Raw genomic sequence first — 17,835 nt, 5'->3', positions numbered from 1 at the left:
TGTATTGGCCATTTACCGTAATTTATTTATTATAATATTTTCGCGGTAATGAGCAGACTGCTCGTATTTATGGGTTGCTCATCCTTGCCAAGATGATAGTTTACTAGCGATAGCAAACCAAACGTATCCGGACAAAACATAAATTATCATAGCAAAATTGTGGCAAAAAATGCTATCGTCATGTCCTGATAAGATTTATCTCGTTACCTTTACTGACAGAATAAACACAATATCACTAAGATCGGAGTGCAATAAGCCGCCCATGAGTATGTCGTTCGGATTGGCGACCACGCTGAGCAACTCACAAAAGCTAACCCCGCAAATGCAGCAAGCCATAAAATTGCTGCAGCTCTCTAGTCTTGAGCTCGCACAAGAGGTTCAGGCAAAGCTAGATAGTAATCCATTACTTGAACGTATCGAAAATGATGACGAATACGACAGTGGTGACGATGAAATAGAGGAATGGAACGAGCCGTTGACGCTTGATAGCTGGAATCAAAGTAGCAGTGACTCATTCGACTCAGTACCTACTACCAGTATAGAGTACAGTGGCGATAGTAGCGATAGCTTCAGTGATAGTTTGGATAAATTACAACAGCCTAATATCGATGATAGTGCAATAGATGTAGATAGCTACGGCAGTTTAGATGCCGATAGCTTTGACACGGGTAACTATGCTTCTACCGCAACGGGCTCTGGCAATAGTAGGGGTGATGAAGATTTTGATAGTTACCAAGGCGGTACTTCGTCCACCATTCAAGATCATGTGCGCTGGCAGCTGAACTTTAAGCGTTTATCAGAGGCCGATACGCTGATTGCAGAATATTTAATAGACTCCATGGATGATATGGGCTTTATTCGAATTGATATAGATGAGCTACTGCAGAGCTTTGATACGATGGCAAGTTTCTATCAATGGGATGAGCGCGTTGAAAAAGAAGAAGTCTTGACGGTATTACGTATTATTCAGTCCTGTGATCCCGTTGGCGTAGGGGCGCGTCATTTAAGTGAGTGCTTATCGATTCAGCTATCCAAACTAGATGCCCACACCGAATACCTACAAGAAGCTCAAGCGCTATTATCAGCGAGCGAGCATTTAGTCAGTAATAACATCAAAGCACTGACTGAACGTACAGGGCTTGCACCAGAATACATCACACCTGCGCTTACGCTACTACGTACCTTAAATGCTTCACCAGGGCTATTGTTTCAGTCTAGCCAGCCCGACTATGCCCAGCCGCCTGAGAGCTACGATATTCCAGATGTGCTGGTCACACCTGTTAGAAACAATAAGGCGACAAGTAACTCTGAAGTAAAAGAGGATGGCTGGTATGTACGCCTCAATCCAGACACCCTACCAAAACTACGCGTAAACCAAGAATATGCCAATTTGGTCAAGCGCGGCGATGACAGCCCTGACAATCAATATCTGCGCGAAAACCTTACCGATGCTCGACTGTTTATTCGTAGTATCGAAGAGCGTAATCAAAACCTGCTCAAAGTAGCGACTAGCATTGTACGCTATCAACAAGAGTTCCTGCAGCATGGTGCAACCGCCATGCAACCTCTGATACTAAAGGCCATTGCTGAAGAAGTTGACTTGCATGAGTCTACGGTCTCACGCCTTACCACCAGTAAAACCATCTTGACGCCGCAAGGGTTGTTTTCTTTGAAACACTTCTTTTCATCTCACGTAAGTAGCGCTGATGGAGATATCTCATCGACCGCTATCAGTGCCATGATTAAAAAGCTCATCGCTGACGAAGATCCTAAAAAACCATTATCAGACAGTCGTATCAAAGATGAGCTGTTAGCAGATGGTATCGATATAGCCAGAAGAACCGTCGCCAAATATCGTGAAGCAATGAATATTGGCTCGTCTACTCAGCGCAAACAGAAATACTAATTATCTAAGCTTATCTTTATATAAGGTTAATGGCTACCTGTCTGTATAGTGCAATACAGATATAAAAAATAAAATTTTTTGATTATATAGAAACCAAGTAGAAATAATAGGTATTGTTACACTTAATTACAATTTAATGGCTTGCTACTGGGCGATTTTCATGACAAATTAGAGTCATACCAACAACGAAAACCAAGTGCCGATTTATAGTATTTATTTACAACTAATAAAGGAGACGATAAAAGGATACGTCGACACATTACTAGAGGCATTGGAGTAGTTAGTGGTAAGGCAGGATGACAAAAGCAAGAATGCTACCTCATCTGTTGATTGTAAGTTACAAATAAAAGGACAACAATATGAATGTTTCTATCAGTGGTCATCATATCAGCGTTACAGAAGCTATGGACACAGCAGTACGCGAGAAGCTTGAAAAAGTAGAGCGTCACTTCGATCAGATACAAAGTATTCAAGTGATTTTATCGTTAGACAATAGCGGTACTAGTGACGGCGGTAAAAAGAGCCATAAAGCTGAAGCAATTATGCGTGTCTCGGGTCAAGAAATGTTTGTCCAAGCGTATGAAGATGATATGTATAAAGCCATTAATGAAATGGCAGACAAGCTAGATAGACAAGTACGTAAGTACAAAACCCGTCAAGAGCGCAAAAAGACTCAGGGTGCAGGACGCGATAGTCGCTATCAGGATCTAACCCCTGCAGAAGCAGTACCAGCCGCATAGTTCGAGTCTAAACTTTGAACATTATCGTTACAAGATAGTGAAAGTAGACTAAGAGAATAAAAAATTTATAAGTAGCTACTGCATTAGTTTGTAATTGACGTAAAAAAAGACCTCTAACATGTAATACGTTGAGGTCTTTTTTAGCATTAGTAAACTTAGTTAGTAAACTTAGAATGAAAATGAACTAGCTATCAGCTCAAGCTTATCTATCTAAACATTATTAACCACCGCCGACGGCTTGTACTACTTCTATATTCATACCTTCTACAATACGTAGTTGAGCAAGCTCGCTTTTTGGCATCAGATCGCCGTCGACTTCTACAGCGTAACGACCCTGACTAAGACCAAGCTCATTGATAACCAGTTGTACAGTCTGATGAGTGGTTTGCAAACTTTTACCATTGACAGTAATGGTGCTCATATTAAATACTCCCTAATATTTGGAAATTCCTGTTCATCTGCTATTCACTGCGTATCTTTTGCTTTATTACTGATAGTTTGTTGCAGCTGATGCAAAGAGCTAACAATAACTATTCTATTAAACAGCTCAGTTAACTGAGTCCTTCAATCGAAAGGCATAAGTGGCTAGCCATAGCCAACCTGCAATCATAAGAACGCCGCCAATAGGCGTAATCGCACCGAACCAGCGCGGTGCACCAAGCGTCATGGCATATAAGCTACCAGCGAAAATAATAATGCCAATTTGTAGTAACCAAGCGGTTGTCTGAGTAATATATTTCAAACGAATCAGTAAGCCAACAAGCAGTAGTCCAAGCGCATGTACGAACAAATACAGCGTTGCCGTATGCCACCATTCAAGCTGTTGAAGACTGACATGACCTTCTAGACCATGCGCCCCAAACGCGCCCAAAGCAACAGCAATAGCCATATTGACTGCTGCAATACCGATCCAATTTAACATTGAACAACTCGTATCATCTTAAGGCTACTGGATATCATCTGGCAGAATCACACTATCAATGGTCATCGCATCACGGATTTTGTCCATGGCATTTTTCTCAATCTGACGGACGCGTTCAGCTGAGATAGAGTAAACTGCTGCTAACTCATGCAGTGTAGATTTTTGCTCAGATAACCAACGCTGTTCGACGATATCACGCGAACGATCATCTAAGGTACCCATAGCAGCGATGAGTGCTGATGAGTTGTTTTCTTCCCAATCCGCTTCTTCTAACTGTTCAGCTGGATCGATACCGTCTTCCAAAAATAGCTGAGGGGCGTAACGACCATCATCATCGTCGCTTGACTGCGCCTCAAACGAAGCATCATAAGAGGTTAGACGTGATTCCATCTCTAACACTTGCTTGCGCGTAACATTTAAGTCATTAGCGATAGCGTCCGCTTCTTCTAGTGTCAGCTGATTATTGGTCTTCTTAAGGCTACGCAAGTTAAAGAACAGTTTACGATGAGCCTTGGTGGTCGCAACCTTGACGATACGCCAGTTGCGAATCACAAACTCATGAATTTCAGCTTTGATCCAATGCACGGCAAACGATACCAAACGTACGCCTTTATTTGGGTCAAAACGTTTGACTGCTTTCATTAATCCTAAGTTACCTTCTTGGATTAAATCTGCTTGCGGCAATCCATAGCCCGAGTAGCTACGTGCGATATGAATTACAAAACGTAGATGCGACATTACCAGTAGACGAGCGGCTTCGACATCACCTTCATCATAATAGCGATGTGCCAGCTCTTGCTCTTGCACTGGCGTCAAAATAGGAATTTGATGGACAGTATTGATATACGCACCCAAATTTACCCCTGGCGCTGACAGGTGAGTTGGCATAGCTGGTACCAAGTCGCGCGTACTGGTATTGCCCAATGCACTCGCGTCATAGGGTGGTCGCTGAGCAGCGGCTTTTAATGCAGCATCGCGTGCATCGTTTTTTATAGGAGCTGAGCCATCTTTTTTATTTGTATTTACAGCATCAGTAGAAGTATTAGCCATATTCTTGACCTTGGTTAAATAGTTAAGCAAATAGTCAGATAAAAATCTTTATGATTTAATTGTAAAGGATAGCAGCGCTTAGTTGCTATCAGTTTTGGTAATGATGAAGTGATATATTGTAGCGAAACGCTGTAATGAGGTGCCCTCAACTGACGAATGGTCAGTAACTTCATTGACCACTAGCTCTAAATAATCTGTCGCCTGTGATTGCTGACTTTGTCGACAAAACGCTGTGATATCAGCTTGCGAGTTAGGGTCGGTTGCAACCACATACAGTGATTCGCCAACTGTTACGTCACGTAATGCGACCTTAGTTTTTAACAATGGCATAGGGCATGCAAGACCGCGTCCATCAACGAAACCTTTTATATTTAGTTCAGATTGCGATGTAGCTATAGTATCTGAGTTATGAATTTCAGTCGGTAGCAGCTCTAATAAACTTGCAATGTCGTTCTGCTGTGCATCAGTTAAATTCGCTGATAACTGTATAGAATGCGATACACGTTCGATGACTAATTCACTAGCAGCGGGCATAACTTAAACCTTGTAGATATCTATATTTTAATTTGCTTTATTAATAATAGGCTTTGTTATTGAGTACGAACATAATCCATCAATCATAAATTATGAGGTCGTCATCACAGTCACCTAAACCTACTATCATTGTTGCTTATTATACCAAATAGACAATGTATAGTTGCAGTTGAATATAATCAACGCTGCGTTCGGTTCACTAGAATCATATAACCAAGAGTTGCGCGATTAGCAATTGCCCGATGAATAGTTATACGATTGAGACTTACTGCATAAATAGTAGCCTAATTAATAATTACACAGCCATGTTGCGCAATCGTGACGGGTGGCTAAGTTATTGGTAGTTAAGTGCATTGTAGAATTGACCTTGGATAAACAAGCTCGTATAGTCGAAAAGACGTCGTCAATTATCTTATAGGATATGCACTTGTACCATGCTCATAGAACGAAGCGACCCGACAGCAACAACTCTTTAGTAGCCAAAAACTCTGTAGGCTTACCAATTATGTTATCTAAGCGAAAAGATAAACGTCATTTCATGAGTTTAGCTTTGCCAAATAGTATCAAAGTAGGGTTGTCAATGATGCTACTAGCCATGGCTAGTGGTGCGCATAGTCGTGAGAGTCAAACGCTGCCACTTGCTGATAGCTCGTGGCAAGTCACAGATCCGCAAACGCTAGATCTACCAAATCTGCGCGGGCAAGGCTTGAGCTTTGCTGAGCAATATCAGAATAAAATGCTTGGCGAGTGGTCATTACAGAATATCAATGGCCGTGTCAGAATGGAACATGATCCTTGGGTACAAGAAACGATAAAAGACATGACGTGGCGTCTCAATGCCCAAGCTCGTCAGCAAGCACCACTTGGCGTTGTTATCATTGATAATCCCAGTATCAATGCCTTTGCAGCGCCTGGTGGCGTAATCGGTATCAATACTGGAACGATACTGTCAGCTAGTAGCATGGATGAGCTGGCGAGCGTCGTCGCGCATGAAGTTGCGCATATCAGTCAACGACACTACGAAAGCGGCGCTGACGAACGTAAAAAAGCCTTGCTGATGCAGCTAGGCGGTATGCTAGCCGCGATTGCTGCCTCAGCTGTCGATGGTGATGCCGCTGCGGCTGTGATGATGGGCAGTCAGACGGCTTCGATGAATAGCAGCATGGCGTTTAGCCGTAGTAACGAACGTGAGGCTGACCGAGTAGGAATGCAGATTATGACCCAAGCGGGTTATGATCCTCGGGCGATGCCACGGTTCTTTGCCACGATGAATCAGCAGAGTCAGTTAAATCAAGTTGAGAATCAATTCTTACCGAGCTTTGTACGCTCACATCCTCTGAGTAATGAGCGGTTGAGCGAGTCACAAAGTCGCGCTCAGCAGTATCCAGCGCTCTCATTGAGCCAGCAGCAGCGCCATCAAGCATTGTTTGATTTGTTGTATTGGCGTGTGCAAGTGACTGGTAAACATGCGTCTGAAGTGACGTTGACAACGGCCGCCAAAAACAGTCTTGGGGCCAAACTTGCGCTAATGCATTGGTATGGAGAGCAGCAGCGTTTTACAGATGCCAACAAGGTATTGGCCGAGATAAGTGCGTTATCAAGCACACAGCGTCAGAGTTTAGAGCCTCTATTGTCGATTACGCACAGTCAGTTATTAAGTGAACAAGGTAAGTGGCAACAAACCGTAGATGTCTTAGAGAGCCAACAGCGCCTCTATCCTGAGCGTCGAGACTTACGCCTTTATCTGGCCGAAGCGCTGACTAACAGTAATCAACCGATAAAAGCTCAAGCGCTGTTGAAGCCACTAACAGAACAGCAGCCAAGCGATCGTTATGCATGGCAAAGCTTGCAACTTGCCAATGAAAAACTTGCTAAGACCACCACTTCACCACAGTTAGCCAATATCGCGACGATTAATGCATTGCGCTATCGCAGTTATGATCAGCTATGGAATGGACGCTATGAGAGTGCGCTGACCTCTTTGACGCAAGCCAAACAGTTGACGGAAAACCTGCAAACCACGGATCAAGCCAATAGTGCGCGTCCGTTATTGGCCAATATTAATGCAGAACTCAAAGCAATAAAAACCGCCAAAGACTTTAAGCCTTAGGCGGTTATTTGTACAGAGTAGCCTGCCAATCAATAGCAAGTGCTAGCCTTGTAGCGCATCTTTGACCATTTTAGAAATCAAAGCAGGATCAGCACGGCCAGCTGTTTTGTTCTTTAAGACACCCATGACGCTGCCCATATCGCGCATAGACGTAGCACCTTGCTCAGCGATTTCAGCATTTACCAATGCCATGATCTCGTCTTGATTCATTTGCTGCGGCATAAACTCGTTGATAATATCAATCTCAAACTGCTCTTTGGTGGCTAAGTCATCACGGCCATTTTCTGTAAAAATAGTTAGTGACTCTTGGCGCTGCTTTAGCTGTTTTTGCAAAACTTCTAATACTTGCGCATCATCAAGTTCTGTCTGACGGTCAATCTCGATTTGTTTCACTACTGACTGTACGTTGCGCAGTACTTTGACGCGCTCAAGCTCACGAGCTTTCATTGAAACTTTGATATTATCTGATAACGTCTGTTTAAGTTGGCTCACTGCTATTATCCTTATCGATCTGTTAAATGCTATTCGTTAGAGGTCGTTTGTTAAATTTTAGAACAAAACCTGCTGATAGTGGTTTTAATAAAAAATTATGTCAGCAGTAATAACAAAAATTGTAGCATAAAAAACGCCACTGATATCGATTGATAACAGTGGCGTTAGTGTAGCGCTTGTACTTAGCTAATCAGATTACTGATTAGTACATACGAGTGGTACGAATAGTTTCGCGTTGTAACTTCTTCTTATAACGCTTTACGGCAGCAGCTTTTTTACGCTTACGTACTTGCGTTGGCTTTTCATAAAACTCACGCTTACGTACGTCTGATAATACACCAGCTTTTTCACAAGCACGTTTGAAACGACGGATAGCGATATCAACTGGTTCGTTTTCTTTAACCTTAACTGCAGGCATGAAGACTCCTCGATTAGGATGAGATATAAGGGCATTAGTTTGGCTGTGTATTAGTATTTAGCCGTAATATCTCAAGATTACAGGCATCAGCTCAAACTAGGACAATTCTCACGCATTAGCGTAAGGGCAGGTATTTTAATAAAAAATACCAACAAAGTCAATGATTTTAAGCATTTATTGCTGATAAGGTATTCAATTAGATAGCTATTTGAATTTGGCTCTCAAACTATGAATTCGACATATATACAACGCTTTATCAATAAAAAACCCCTACCGTCTATAACGGTTTGATTGGAGTTTATGCTATGATAATTCCCATATTATAGGGTCTATTGAATATTCAAATATTAGGGCTGCTGATGGCTAAAGTTACACCAAACTAGGCGAAAACCGACGATAATGTCGAGACCTTAGCTAGGTTTTCAACAACGGTTGGGGTAATTTTAGCATCAGCCTTTCAGGGCAGTACTCTTTTTTGTCAATATATGGCGAAATAATTTAACCTAGAATGACTAGGCTTCAACAATTTCACTGCATATTGTCTAAAAAATAGTGACTGCCAGCACCACATTTGAAAGTTCAATAGACCCTAGTAAGCCTATGAACCGTTTTGTGTGTATTTTATTGAGGATGTTGGAATGAAAAAGACAGTATTTAACACGGCATTAAGCACCGCACTTATCGTAACTTTAGGTGTGAGCGTGAGCGCTTGTAGTGGCGGCGAAGAGCATGAAGAAGTAATGGCAATCGATCGCGTTGACGAAGCTGCTGAACTTGCCATCAAAAATGCGCCACCAGCTGAAGAAATGGAATTCCCAGAGACAGCACCAATGCCAGCGGCTGATGCTGCGGGTACAGAAGCTGATGGTACAGCTACTGCCGAAGCAGGAACGGCTGACGCTGATACTGCAGAAGCAACAGCTACCGATAGTGCGGATACAGCCGCTGCTCCTACTGACAGTGCTGATATGGCGGCTACTGAAGATACAGCTGAAGCCACTGCCGAGTAAACTAGAATCTAGTGCTGAATTGACTATTAGCTCAATGGGCTATTAAACAGTCGTTGGTCGTATACGTAAGTAATTTAAGCTGATATAACGCATCTCTAATTGATTGCAGACTGACTAAGTAAGGGTAAAACCATGATTGATATACAACCGTATATGAACAAGCTGAAATTGTCTGTGATCGGCATGAGCGTGGCATTTGCTGTGAGTGCTTGTAGCGGTGATAACACAGCTACGGAAGAGTCTGCAGTAGCCGATGAACCTGCTACCGCTATAGAAGAAACAGCTGTAGCCGAGGGTACGACGCCTGAGTCTGTGGTTGAGCCAGATACAGAACCAAAAGCAGCAACAGAGTCTGCCGACATAGTAGATGACGCAGTGGTAACACCTGAAACTGATTCTGAGCCTGAAGTGTTGGCAGCAGATGCAGGTGCCAAACTGTATGAATCAAACTGTCAGGTTTGTCATGCTGCAGGTTTGCTCGATGCGCCAAAGTATGGTGATACAGCGGCTTGGACGGCTCGTTTGACCAAAGACAAAGAGACGCTATATATGCACTCGGCTAAAGGCTTTAATAAAATGCCAGCGCAGGCGGTAAACGGTGTCAGCGAAGCACAAGTTAAAGCAGCGGTTGATTATATGCTAGCGTCGGTAAGCTGATACGGTATATATAGAGTATGTAAGCTATTGAAATTTGCTAAACTTGCCGTCATTGTGACTGACAATGACGGTTTTTTTTATGCACGTTTTTTGTCATGCCAGTCTGAGAATATACAGCTGTATCAAGCGAATTCGAGATAGCGTGTGGCTGATTGTATTATAGTCGGTGAACTACTAAACCGCTACGGCGTTACCCTCCTTAGATGTACTACTTGTACAATCTGCAGTCGGCTGCCTTGTACTCATTTTAGAGTTCTTTGACTATAGTTATCCAATTTCTCAAAATGATGTAAGATAAAAGTGCGACAAAAATAGCACGAAAACGAAAGTATAAAGGCAAAAGTATGAAAGTATTGGGCTTAGAGACATCTTGTGATGAGACGGGGCTAGCGATTTTTGATAGTGAGCAAATAAATAGCGACAACCAAGGTTTGGTCGGGCAAGTACTGTACTCTCAGATTGAGCTGCACGCACTTTATGGTGGCGTTGTGCCTGAGCTTGCTAGCCGCGATCATATTCGCAAGCTTGTGCCGTTACTTAATGAGCTGCTAGAACAGTACGATATGAAAAAAAGCGACATCGATGCGATTGCCTATACTAAAGGGCCTGGTCTTATTGGTGCATTGATGACAGGCGCACTATTTGGTCGTAGCTTGGCATATGGTTTGGATATTCCAGCGATTGGTATTCATCATATGGAAGGCCATCTTTTGGCACCGCTTATGGGTGCAAACCCTCCGGCATTTCCTTTTGTCTCTCTACTAGTATCTGGTGGGCATACGTTACTCATTGCTGCTCACGGTGTTGGGCAGTATGAGATATTGGGTGAGTCGATAGATGATGCGGCGGGTGAGTGTTTTGATAAAGCCGCTAAAATGTTGGGTCTGCCTTATCCTGGCGGCCCTAATATTGCCAAACTAGCAGAAACTGGTAATCCTGACGCTTACGCACTTCCAAGACCGATGCTACATCGGGGTCTAGACTTTTCGTTTAGTGGTATGAAAACAGCCGTGCATAATCTTATTAAAGATACGCCACATTCAGGAGGGTCGGGTAATGGTGCTGACAGCGATCCAAAAATTCGTGCTGATATTGCCGCTAGCTTTCAGCATGCAGTGGTCGATACACTGGTGAAAAAATGCGTCAAAGCACTCAAGCAAGCAGATATGAGCCGCTTAGTAATTGCGGGCGGGGTCAGTGCCAATACTCATCTGCGTGAGATGTTAGAGGCTGAACTGGCTAAGATCAATGCAACGGTTCATTATGCACCGCCTGCGCTATGTACGGATAATGGCGCGATGATTGCTTATGCAGGTTTTGAGCGCTTGCAAGCAGGACAGTCTGATGATTTGGCCGTTAGCTGTATTCCGCGTTGGCCGATGACAGAATTGCCAGCTGTGTAATTGAGCCTTTTGTTCAATACGTTTATATGAATTAAGGACAGTCTATGCAGTGGCTTGCTATTGGTTTGGGCGCAGCATTCGGTGCTTGTTTGCGAGCTTGGCTATCGCGTTTTAATGCTTTGCACGGTTGGGTGCCACTCGGTACCCTGAGCGCCAATATCTTAGGCGGACTGCTGATAGGGCTTGCGCTAGTATGGTTTGAGCGCATGGGAAGCAATTTATCTGATCATGTACGCGTGTTTGTGATTACCGGATTTTTGGGCGGGCTAACGACCTTTAGTACGTTTAGTGCAGAGGTATTTGGCTTTATCCATGACGGGCGGCTGCTGGCAGGATTAGCGCTCATCGGCCTGCACGTTGGACTGACATTATTAGCAACCGCGCTTGGCTTTTATTTCTTTAAGCTAGTTTGGTAGGCGTTGGTAGATATTAATCGTTTAAGAGTCTGTTATAAGTGGTTCCATATTAACAGTCTGTTTTAAGTAGTCTATTAATACGTTTGGAGAGTGAATTAGCTGGTTCCGTTGGGATATACATTAGGATGACCAATCAGGTGCTTTCGCTGGTTCGACACCCTACATGGGAACTATACTCTCAAATAATAGACTCATGCTAATCAAATAGCTTTTCAACAAACAGTTCATAATTAAAATCACCTTCTCTATCCATAAACTCTGGATTCAAAACGCCTGTATTCGAATATAGGATTGCCCACCAATTCTTATCAGGAGATAGTCTATCAATTTCAGCGCTTACAGCCATGCTAGACTGTATCGGCAAACCTGAAAAATCATTTGTTATTAAATGTGCCAAAAGTTCTTTGATTTTCTGTTTTTTCTGTTCTTCATTTAATTTAGAACCGTTAAATACCTCATCAAAAAACTCGTCGTGCTTTAACTTAAGGTTTCCATCAATCTCATCAACGTAGTCGTTAGTCCAGAAAATTAAATCACTCCAATATCGATATGGAGAAATTCGACTGATTTCATCCAAAACTTTGTCATCTTCTTGCTCACTTAAAGTATTTGATAATAACTTATCAATAAGAATGGTCATTTTTTCTCTAATTTCTTCTTGTTTCATATTATTTTCGTCTCAGAATAATTTAGTCAAAACCATTTAACATAACGTTCGTAACGACTCATACTATCAATTTCATGGTATATAAATTTATACCTAAGGTTAGTATTCCGATGCCTGTATAGCGCACCGATCACGAATAGAATATGTCTGGTAAGTACACCATGAAGTACACTGTGACTATTTCAGCGAGTTAAAACGTCGATACCATTAGCCCACAGCCAAAGGTTCAAGTCCTCACTAGGGAACCATTATTTACCATAACATTCATTACGATATGAAAAGGTGAATAATATTTCATCACTATAAAAAAGTGATTAGTAATGAAACTATAACGGCTTCACTATCCCTTCCAATAAGCTCGCAAATCCCTGCATATACGCCGTATCTCGACTTGAGGTACGCGTCGCTGCGTACAGCTGACAATGAACCCCTTCTCCTAGTGGTCGTGATACGACCCAGCCTTTTTTCTCGTATTCAGCAACCACCCAATCAGGCAATGCTGCTACGCCGCGTTCACTAGCAACCAACTGAATCAGCATCGCGGTCAGCTCTGTCGTACGAACACTCTCAAAGCTTACTTGTGCTGGCGTCATAAAATTGGCAATGATGTCGAGGCGTTTGGCCTCTACGGGATAGGCAATCAATGTCTCATTAATCAAATCATCAGGTTCAATAAGTTTTTGAGCAGCTAAATCATGCGTTGGAGAGAGTACCAAACGACTCTCATATTCAAATAATGGCTGATAGCTGATACCGTCGAGCGGTAAATCACTGGTAGTAATAAGCAGATCAATATCACCTTCCATGAGTAGATGATGCGGCTCAGGCTCAAACCCTGTGGCAAAGTCTAGCTCAACATCCGACCATTCACGGCGATAGTGGTTGAGTATTGGCATGAGCCAATCAAAGCAGCTGTGGCACTCTGATGCTAGGCGTAATCTGCCTGCTTGACCATGTGCTAAGCGTTTAAGGTTGGATTTTGTGCGAGTAACTTGTGGTAGGATATTGTCTGCCAATGCCAATACTGCTTTACCTGCTGGCGTAAAACTAAGCGGGCGCGTCCGACGATTGACTAAGCTAATGTCGTAATAGTTCTCAAGCTCTTTCAGTTGATGCGAAACGGCCGAGGCAGTAACGTGTAGCTCATCTGCCGCTGCTGCAAGTGAACCATGCGCTCGTAGCGCGGTTAACGTATTAAGATGACGTAGCTCAAGCATAATATAACCTAACCGCTAAGGTGAGAAAAATTCATTATAGTCAATATAGCGCTGACTTTCACTCATAGTCCATTATTAATAAGCAGTTCATAAGCAATTAGTCAGCAATCAATATCTAGCGCTTGCGTAATAATAACTGTGAGATAACCACTAATACTAGCGAGGCAACTAGCAATAACGTACCAATGGCGTTGACTTCTGGCTTGAGTCCTACGCGCACCATAGAATAAATGCGCAGCGGTAAAATCTCATAGCTAGGTCCCGTGACAAAGGTAGACACCACCACATCATCTAGCGACAAGGTAAAGGCCAGTAACCAACCCGCCATGACTGCTGGCAAGATAACGGGAATCAATACTGTGCGCACCATGGTTGATTCGTTAGCACCCAAGTCGCGTGCCGCTTCCATCAATCGCTCATCTAAACTGCTCAATCGTGCAAAGACGGTAATGACCACAAACGGCAGGCAAAAAGTAATATGCGCCAATAGCAGTGAGACAAAGCCCAATTGCAAGCCAATTAATAAAAACAGTGCTAGCAATGAAATAGCGAGTACAATCTCAGGCGACATCATCAGGACAAATAGCAGCCCGTTTAGTAAGCCTTTACCGCGAAAGTTATAACGGTGTAATGCCAACGCTGTAAGCGTGCCTATCAAAGTTGAGACGGTGGCTGCCACCAATCCTAATACAATCGAGTGCCAAAACGCATCGAGCATCGCTTGGTTATTAAACAGTGACTCGTACCACTTTAAGCTAAAGCCGCCCCAGTTGTAGCCGATTTTTGACTTGTTAAATGACATCACCACCAAAACAATGATGGGCAGGTACAACAAGGCATAAATCAGTCCGAGATAGCCTTTGGCAGCGATACTGCCAATCTTAAGCGTACGAGCTTTTGTGTTCGGTGAGCTGTAAGACATTAGGCCACCTCGTTAAAGTCGGTTTTGCCAATGCGGCGGCTACTGGCACGGTAGGCTAGTAATAATACTGCCATTGCCAGTGTCAATAAAACGCTGGCTGCAGCACCAAAGGGCCAGTCACGCGCATCCAGAAATTGGTTTTTAATAACATTACCGACCAATAAGTTACGAGAACCACCCAAGATATCTGCCACATAAAACATGCCCATTGCAGGCAATAGTACGAGCAGTACACCAGAGATAATACCAGGTGTTGTTAGTGGCAGTACCACATGCCAAAAGGTCTGTGTTTTAGTTGCACCCAAATCCTGCGAAGCCAGTAGCATGTCATTACGCAAGTCGGTAAATACTGCATATAGCGGTAGCACCATAAACGGGAATAACAAGTAAGTTAGTCCTGCGATCACTGCGCCTTGGGTATATAAAATATCGATAGGCGTATCAATCACACCGATGGCTAATAGCAATTTGTTAATCAAACCGTTATTGGCAAATAGTAATTTGAGCGCATAAGTCCGTACCAAAGAGTTGGTCCAAAATGGCAGTATCAGTAGTAGCATCAGCAATGGCTGCCAACGCACTTTTGCTTTGGAAACCAGCCATGCAAAAGGGTAGCCAAGCAGCAGACAGATTACCGTTGTGATACCTGCCATCCATAATGAGTGGACAAATACCTCAAAATATAACGGGTCAATCATCCGCACATAGCTGTCGATGCTAACAGGTAAGCTAATAAACGCACTGCTATCACGGGTCAAAAAACTGACAGCGATGACTAGGATATTTGGTAATAGTGCAAATATCAGTAGCCAACCCCAAATTAGCCAAAGCGTGGCGGTACGAAATGGACTTTTACTGCCTAAGTGGTTGCGAGCCATCAGCTACCATCCTTTTGTGCAGTCGTGTCTGGCATAGCTTCAGAGCCTTCTGGCAATACCCATTCCCAGCCATCCACCCATGAGACTTTGACGCCCTCGTTTAGTTTGTAATCAAAGCTCGGATCATCTTCATCAAAAAACTCAGACGCCTTAATGATATGACCATTGGCCAGTTCGATAATCGAGTCTAAGGTGCTGCCTTTATAGTTACTTTCGATGACACGACCTAACAGTCCGCTATGTTCGTTGTCTTTTGGATCATATATTCGTAAGTCTTCGGGGCGAAGTAGTAAATTGACGATATCGCCCACTTGCACATCATTGGCAAAATTGGGACGACGTAAGTTACGTAATGTAGTTGGCCCTTCTTGTGCTTGCGCTTCACAGACTTCGACCTCGATACGTCCGTTAGTCACTTTGCCATCACGATCTGGCTGGTCTGGATGGACACCTTTGACCTCAGCTCTGAACAAATTCGTCTCACCGATGAATTTGGCAGTAAACAAATTGGCAGGGGTTTCATAAATCTCGATAGGCGTACCGATTTGCTGGAACGTACCGTCTTTCATTACGGCAATACGGTCTGACATCGACAGCGCTTCTTCTTGATCATGGGTCACGAAGACAAAGGTAATGCCCAGCTCACGTTGCAGACGCTTTAGCTCAGATTGCATTTGCAGGCGCAGTTTATGATCGAGCGCGGATAATGGCTCATCGAGCAATAGCAGTTTAGGACGGTTAATCACCGCACGAGCAATCGCAACTCGCTGCTGCTGACCACCAGATAAATCTTGCGGCTTGCGGTTGGCTAAATGCTCTAGCTGTACCATCGCTAGCATCTCACTGACGCGTCTTTGGATTTCATCTTTTGGGACTTTCTTTAGCTTTAGGCCATAAGCCACGTTTTGGGCCACGCTCATATGAGGGAACAGCGCATACTGCTGAAATACGGTATTGACCGGACGTTTATCAGCGGACAAGCCTGCCATCTGTACGCCATCCAAATATATTGCCCCAGCGTTCGGCTGTTCAAAGCCTGCAATCAAGCGTAGTAATGTCGTCTTACCACAGCCTGATGGGCCAAGCAGCGTCAAAAACTCACCATGTTTGATATCAAGGTTGATGTCTTTTAGGACTTCGGTTTGATCATAAGTTTTTTTTAGACCAGTCAGTTGCAGCAGCACCTGATCATCATGAGGTGACGCAGAGGTGTTATGCGTATTTTGAGATAAATCGGTCATAATATCTATTCCTAAGCGTCCAATAGCTATATGCAGCTGGCTGTCATTATAGGGATTGGCATGAGCGTAAGCATGTTCGGATTGCTGCCTGAATGCTGCCTGAGTGCTGCCTGAGTGCTGCGTATTATAACAAACCCTTGGTATAAGTCAGTGCAAGTTCATTATAAGTTACGCGAGTAATACTGTCGTAGCAGCGATATATACAGCTATATTTTTAAATGTGACTACATTCACCTAGCGATATTTAGACAAATTTTTTTACCGATTTTTGGCCTTTATTCCTATACAATCACGATATGGCTGACAAATATCACGAGCCTGATAGGTTGGTAGCCACTAGCCAATCTATGTTTGCATACCTAATGTAATGCCATTCATAACTCTCATATTATTGATGATAAAGGATCTCTCATGCCTACCGATATACGTCCAACCACAGGTCAAGAAGCGCTTGAGCTTTTAAAAGCAGGTAATGCACGCTACGTTGATAGCCTCACCAGTACCGATGAATATATGCAGCGCCGTCCAGAGTTGGTCAAGGATCAAAATCCATTGGCTATTATTTTGGGTTGCTCAGATGCACGAGTACCAGTTGAGATTGTTTTTGATCAAGGGTTGGGAGATTTGTTTGTTATACGAGTCGCGGGTAACGTGGTTGCACCATCACAGATTGGTTCAATCGAGTTTGCAGCCGAAGCCTTCGGTACGCAATTGGTAGTGGTGCTTGGACATTCAAAATGCGGTGCTGTCACGGCTTGCGTTGAGACACTGATTAATCCTGAACAAAACTATTCACCTAACTTGCAGTCCATCGTAGATCGTATTCGTCCAAGCGTTTATAACTTGCACGAACTGGCAACTGCCAATGGTCAAGACGTCGATGCAGATGAATTGGTTGACCGTTCTATCCGTGCCAACGTGCGCATGTCAGTCAGTCAGCTAAAGCATGGCTCACGGGCATTAGAGGACTTAACCAATAGTGGCCAACTGCTGGTAGTCGGTGCTGAGTATGATCTTGAGACAGGAAAAGTGCGTTTTTTAGACAGTTAGGATATGTCCTCAATTAAGCTATATTTAAGGCAGCTTTGAGCCATTTGTTAAATTATTGATAGGCTTCATAGATATCGATAGTTTAACAATTCCTATTCAGCTTCTTACAAAACCCTATCAATTACCTTGCCATTTTTATTATGATAAGAGAACGACGCAAATTACGACAATCGTGATTTGCCTTTATTTTTTGAATTATATT

19 protein-coding genes are annotated in these 17,835 nt (G+C 43.3%); 8 read left to right on the top strand and 11 right to left on the bottom strand.

Features of this window, described 5'->3' with window-relative positions; all coding sequences use genetic code 11:
- The first annotated feature begins 262 nt into the window (after nt 1–262).
- Both rpoN and hpf read left to right on the top strand, forming a co-directional pair.
- Nucleotides 263–1,906, top strand: a complete 1,644-nt coding sequence (gene rpoN, locus CXF60_RS03685; protein WP_102090836.1) for an RNA polymerase factor sigma-54 — start codon at nt 263–265, stop codon at nt 1,904–1,906.
- A gap of 359 nt (nt 1,907–2,265) precedes the next feature.
- Nucleotides 2,266–2,646, top strand: coding sequence for a ribosome hibernation-promoting factor, HPF/YfiA family (hpf, locus tag CXF60_RS03680; protein ID WP_102090835.1), 381 nt, complete (start codon nt 2,266–2,268; stop codon nt 2,644–2,646).
- A gap of 220 nt (nt 2,647–2,866) precedes the next feature.
- Here hpf and thiS read toward each other — a convergent pair whose 3' ends face one another.
- The 4 genes from thiS to CXF60_RS03660 all read right to left on the bottom strand — a co-directional run bounded on the left by thiS (nt 2,867) and on the right by CXF60_RS03660 (nt 5,152).
- Nucleotides 2,867–3,067, bottom strand: coding sequence for a sulfur carrier protein ThiS (gene thiS, locus CXF60_RS03675; RefSeq protein ID WP_102090834.1), 201 nt, complete (start codon nt 3,065–3,067; stop codon nt 2,867–2,869).
- Between the two features lie 126 nt (nt 3,068–3,193).
- Nucleotides 3,194–3,568 carry a DUF423 domain-containing protein gene (locus CXF60_RS03670; RefSeq protein WP_102090833.1) on the bottom strand — a complete coding sequence of 125 codons (375 nt, stop codon included), beginning with the start codon at nt 3,566–3,568 and terminating at the stop codon, nt 3,194–3,196.
- A 24-nt stretch (nt 3,569–3,592) separates the two neighbouring features.
- Nucleotides 3,593–4,456, bottom strand: coding sequence for an RNA polymerase sigma factor RpoH (rpoH, locus tag CXF60_RS03665; protein ID WP_197099889.1), 864 nt, complete (start codon nt 4,454–4,456; stop codon nt 3,593–3,595).
- A 240-nt stretch (nt 4,457–4,696) separates the two neighbouring features.
- On the bottom strand, nt 4,697–5,152 hold the full coding sequence (locus CXF60_RS03660; RefSeq protein WP_102090831.1) for a sulfurtransferase TusA family protein: 456 nt from the start codon (nt 5,150–5,152) through the stop codon (nt 4,697–4,699).
- 538 nt (nt 5,153–5,690) lie between these two features.
- Between CXF60_RS03660 and CXF60_RS03655 the strand changes: the two genes are divergently transcribed.
- The gene (locus tag CXF60_RS03655) at nt 5,691–7,262 is read left to right on the top strand and encodes a M48 family metalloprotease (protein WP_228707034.1); all 1,572 of its coding nucleotides are present in this window, start codon (nt 5,691–5,693) and stop codon (nt 7,260–7,262) included.
- 42 nt (nt 7,263–7,304) lie between these two features.
- Here the strand turns inward: CXF60_RS03655 and CXF60_RS03650 are convergent, their stop codons facing one another.
- The gene (locus CXF60_RS03650) at nt 7,305–7,754 is read right to left on the bottom strand and encodes a GatB/YqeY domain-containing protein (protein ID WP_057758141.1); all 450 of its coding nucleotides are present in this window, start codon (nt 7,752–7,754) and stop codon (nt 7,305–7,307) included.
- Between the two features lie 202 nt (nt 7,755–7,956).
- A complete protein-coding gene (gene rpsU, locus CXF60_RS03645; protein WP_010195908.1) occupies nt 7,957–8,172 on the bottom strand; it encodes a 30S ribosomal protein S21 in 216 nt (71 codons plus the stop codon).
- A 638-nt stretch (nt 8,173–8,810) separates the two neighbouring features.
- On the opposite strand from rpsU, the gene CXF60_RS03640 reads away from it, so the two are divergent.
- The 4 genes from CXF60_RS03640 (at nt 8,811) to crcB (ending at nt 11,658) form a co-directional block, all read left to right on the top strand.
- A complete protein-coding gene (locus CXF60_RS03640) occupies nt 8,811–9,182 on the top strand; it encodes a hypothetical protein (RefSeq protein WP_102090829.1) in 372 nt (123 codons plus the stop codon).
- A 132-nt stretch (nt 9,183–9,314) separates the two neighbouring features.
- The gene (locus CXF60_RS03635) at nt 9,315–9,839 is read left to right on the top strand and encodes a c-type cytochrome (RefSeq protein WP_102090828.1); all 525 of its coding nucleotides are present in this window, start codon (nt 9,315–9,317) and stop codon (nt 9,837–9,839) included.
- 344 nt (nt 9,840–10,183) lie between these two features.
- A complete protein-coding gene (tsaD, locus tag CXF60_RS03630) occupies nt 10,184–11,242 on the top strand; it encodes a tRNA (adenosine(37)-N6)-threonylcarbamoyltransferase complex transferase subunit TsaD (RefSeq protein ID WP_102090827.1) in 1,059 nt (352 codons plus the stop codon).
- 44 nt (nt 11,243–11,286) lie between these two features.
- Nucleotides 11,287–11,658, top strand: a complete 372-nt coding sequence (gene crcB, locus CXF60_RS03625; RefSeq protein WP_102090826.1) for a fluoride efflux transporter CrcB — start codon at nt 11,287–11,289, stop codon at nt 11,656–11,658.
- A 196-nt stretch (nt 11,659–11,854) separates the two neighbouring features.
- Here crcB and CXF60_RS03620 read toward each other — a convergent pair whose 3' ends face one another.
- From CXF60_RS03620 to potA, 5 genes are all read right to left on the bottom strand, one after another.
- Complete coding sequence (locus CXF60_RS03620; RefSeq protein ID WP_102090825.1) at nt 11,855–12,325, bottom strand: hypothetical protein; 471 nt, start codon at nt 12,323–12,325, stop codon at nt 11,855–11,857.
- 326 nt (nt 12,326–12,651) lie between these two features.
- Nucleotides 12,652–13,542, bottom strand: coding sequence for a LysR family transcriptional regulator (locus CXF60_RS03615; protein ID WP_102090824.1), 891 nt, complete (start codon nt 13,540–13,542; stop codon nt 12,652–12,654).
- A gap of 115 nt (nt 13,543–13,657) precedes the next feature.
- Nucleotides 13,658–14,464 (bottom strand): spermidine/putrescine ABC transporter permease PotC, encoded by an 807-nt coding sequence (potC, locus tag CXF60_RS03610; RefSeq protein ID WP_102090823.1) that lies wholly within the window; start codon nt 14,462–14,464, stop codon nt 13,658–13,660.
- A complete protein-coding gene (gene potB, locus CXF60_RS03605; RefSeq protein WP_102090822.1) occupies nt 14,464–15,342 on the bottom strand; it encodes a spermidine/putrescine ABC transporter permease PotB in 879 nt (292 codons plus the stop codon). Before potB ends, potC begins: the two co-directional genes overlap by 1 nt.
- The gene (gene potA, locus CXF60_RS03600) at nt 15,342–16,583 is read right to left on the bottom strand and encodes a spermidine/putrescine ABC transporter ATP-binding protein PotA (RefSeq protein ID WP_102090821.1); all 1,242 of its coding nucleotides are present in this window, start codon (nt 16,581–16,583) and stop codon (nt 15,342–15,344) included. Before potA ends, potB begins: the two co-directional genes overlap by 1 nt.
- A 411-nt stretch (nt 16,584–16,994) precedes the next feature.
- On the opposite strand from potA, the gene CXF60_RS03595 reads away from it, so the two are divergent.
- Nucleotides 16,995–17,633 (top strand): carbonic anhydrase, encoded by a 639-nt coding sequence (locus CXF60_RS03595; RefSeq protein WP_057758161.1) that lies wholly within the window; start codon nt 16,995–16,997, stop codon nt 17,631–17,633.
- Nucleotides 17,634–17,835: the final 202 nt, after the last annotated feature.

The sequence above is a fragment of the Psychrobacter sp. 4Bb genome, assembly GCF_002836735.1.
In the GTDB taxonomy this organism is placed as follows: domain Bacteria; phylum Pseudomonadota; class Gammaproteobacteria; order Pseudomonadales; family Moraxellaceae; genus Psychrobacter.
This window is presented reverse-complemented; position numbering and strand designations above follow the sequence as displayed.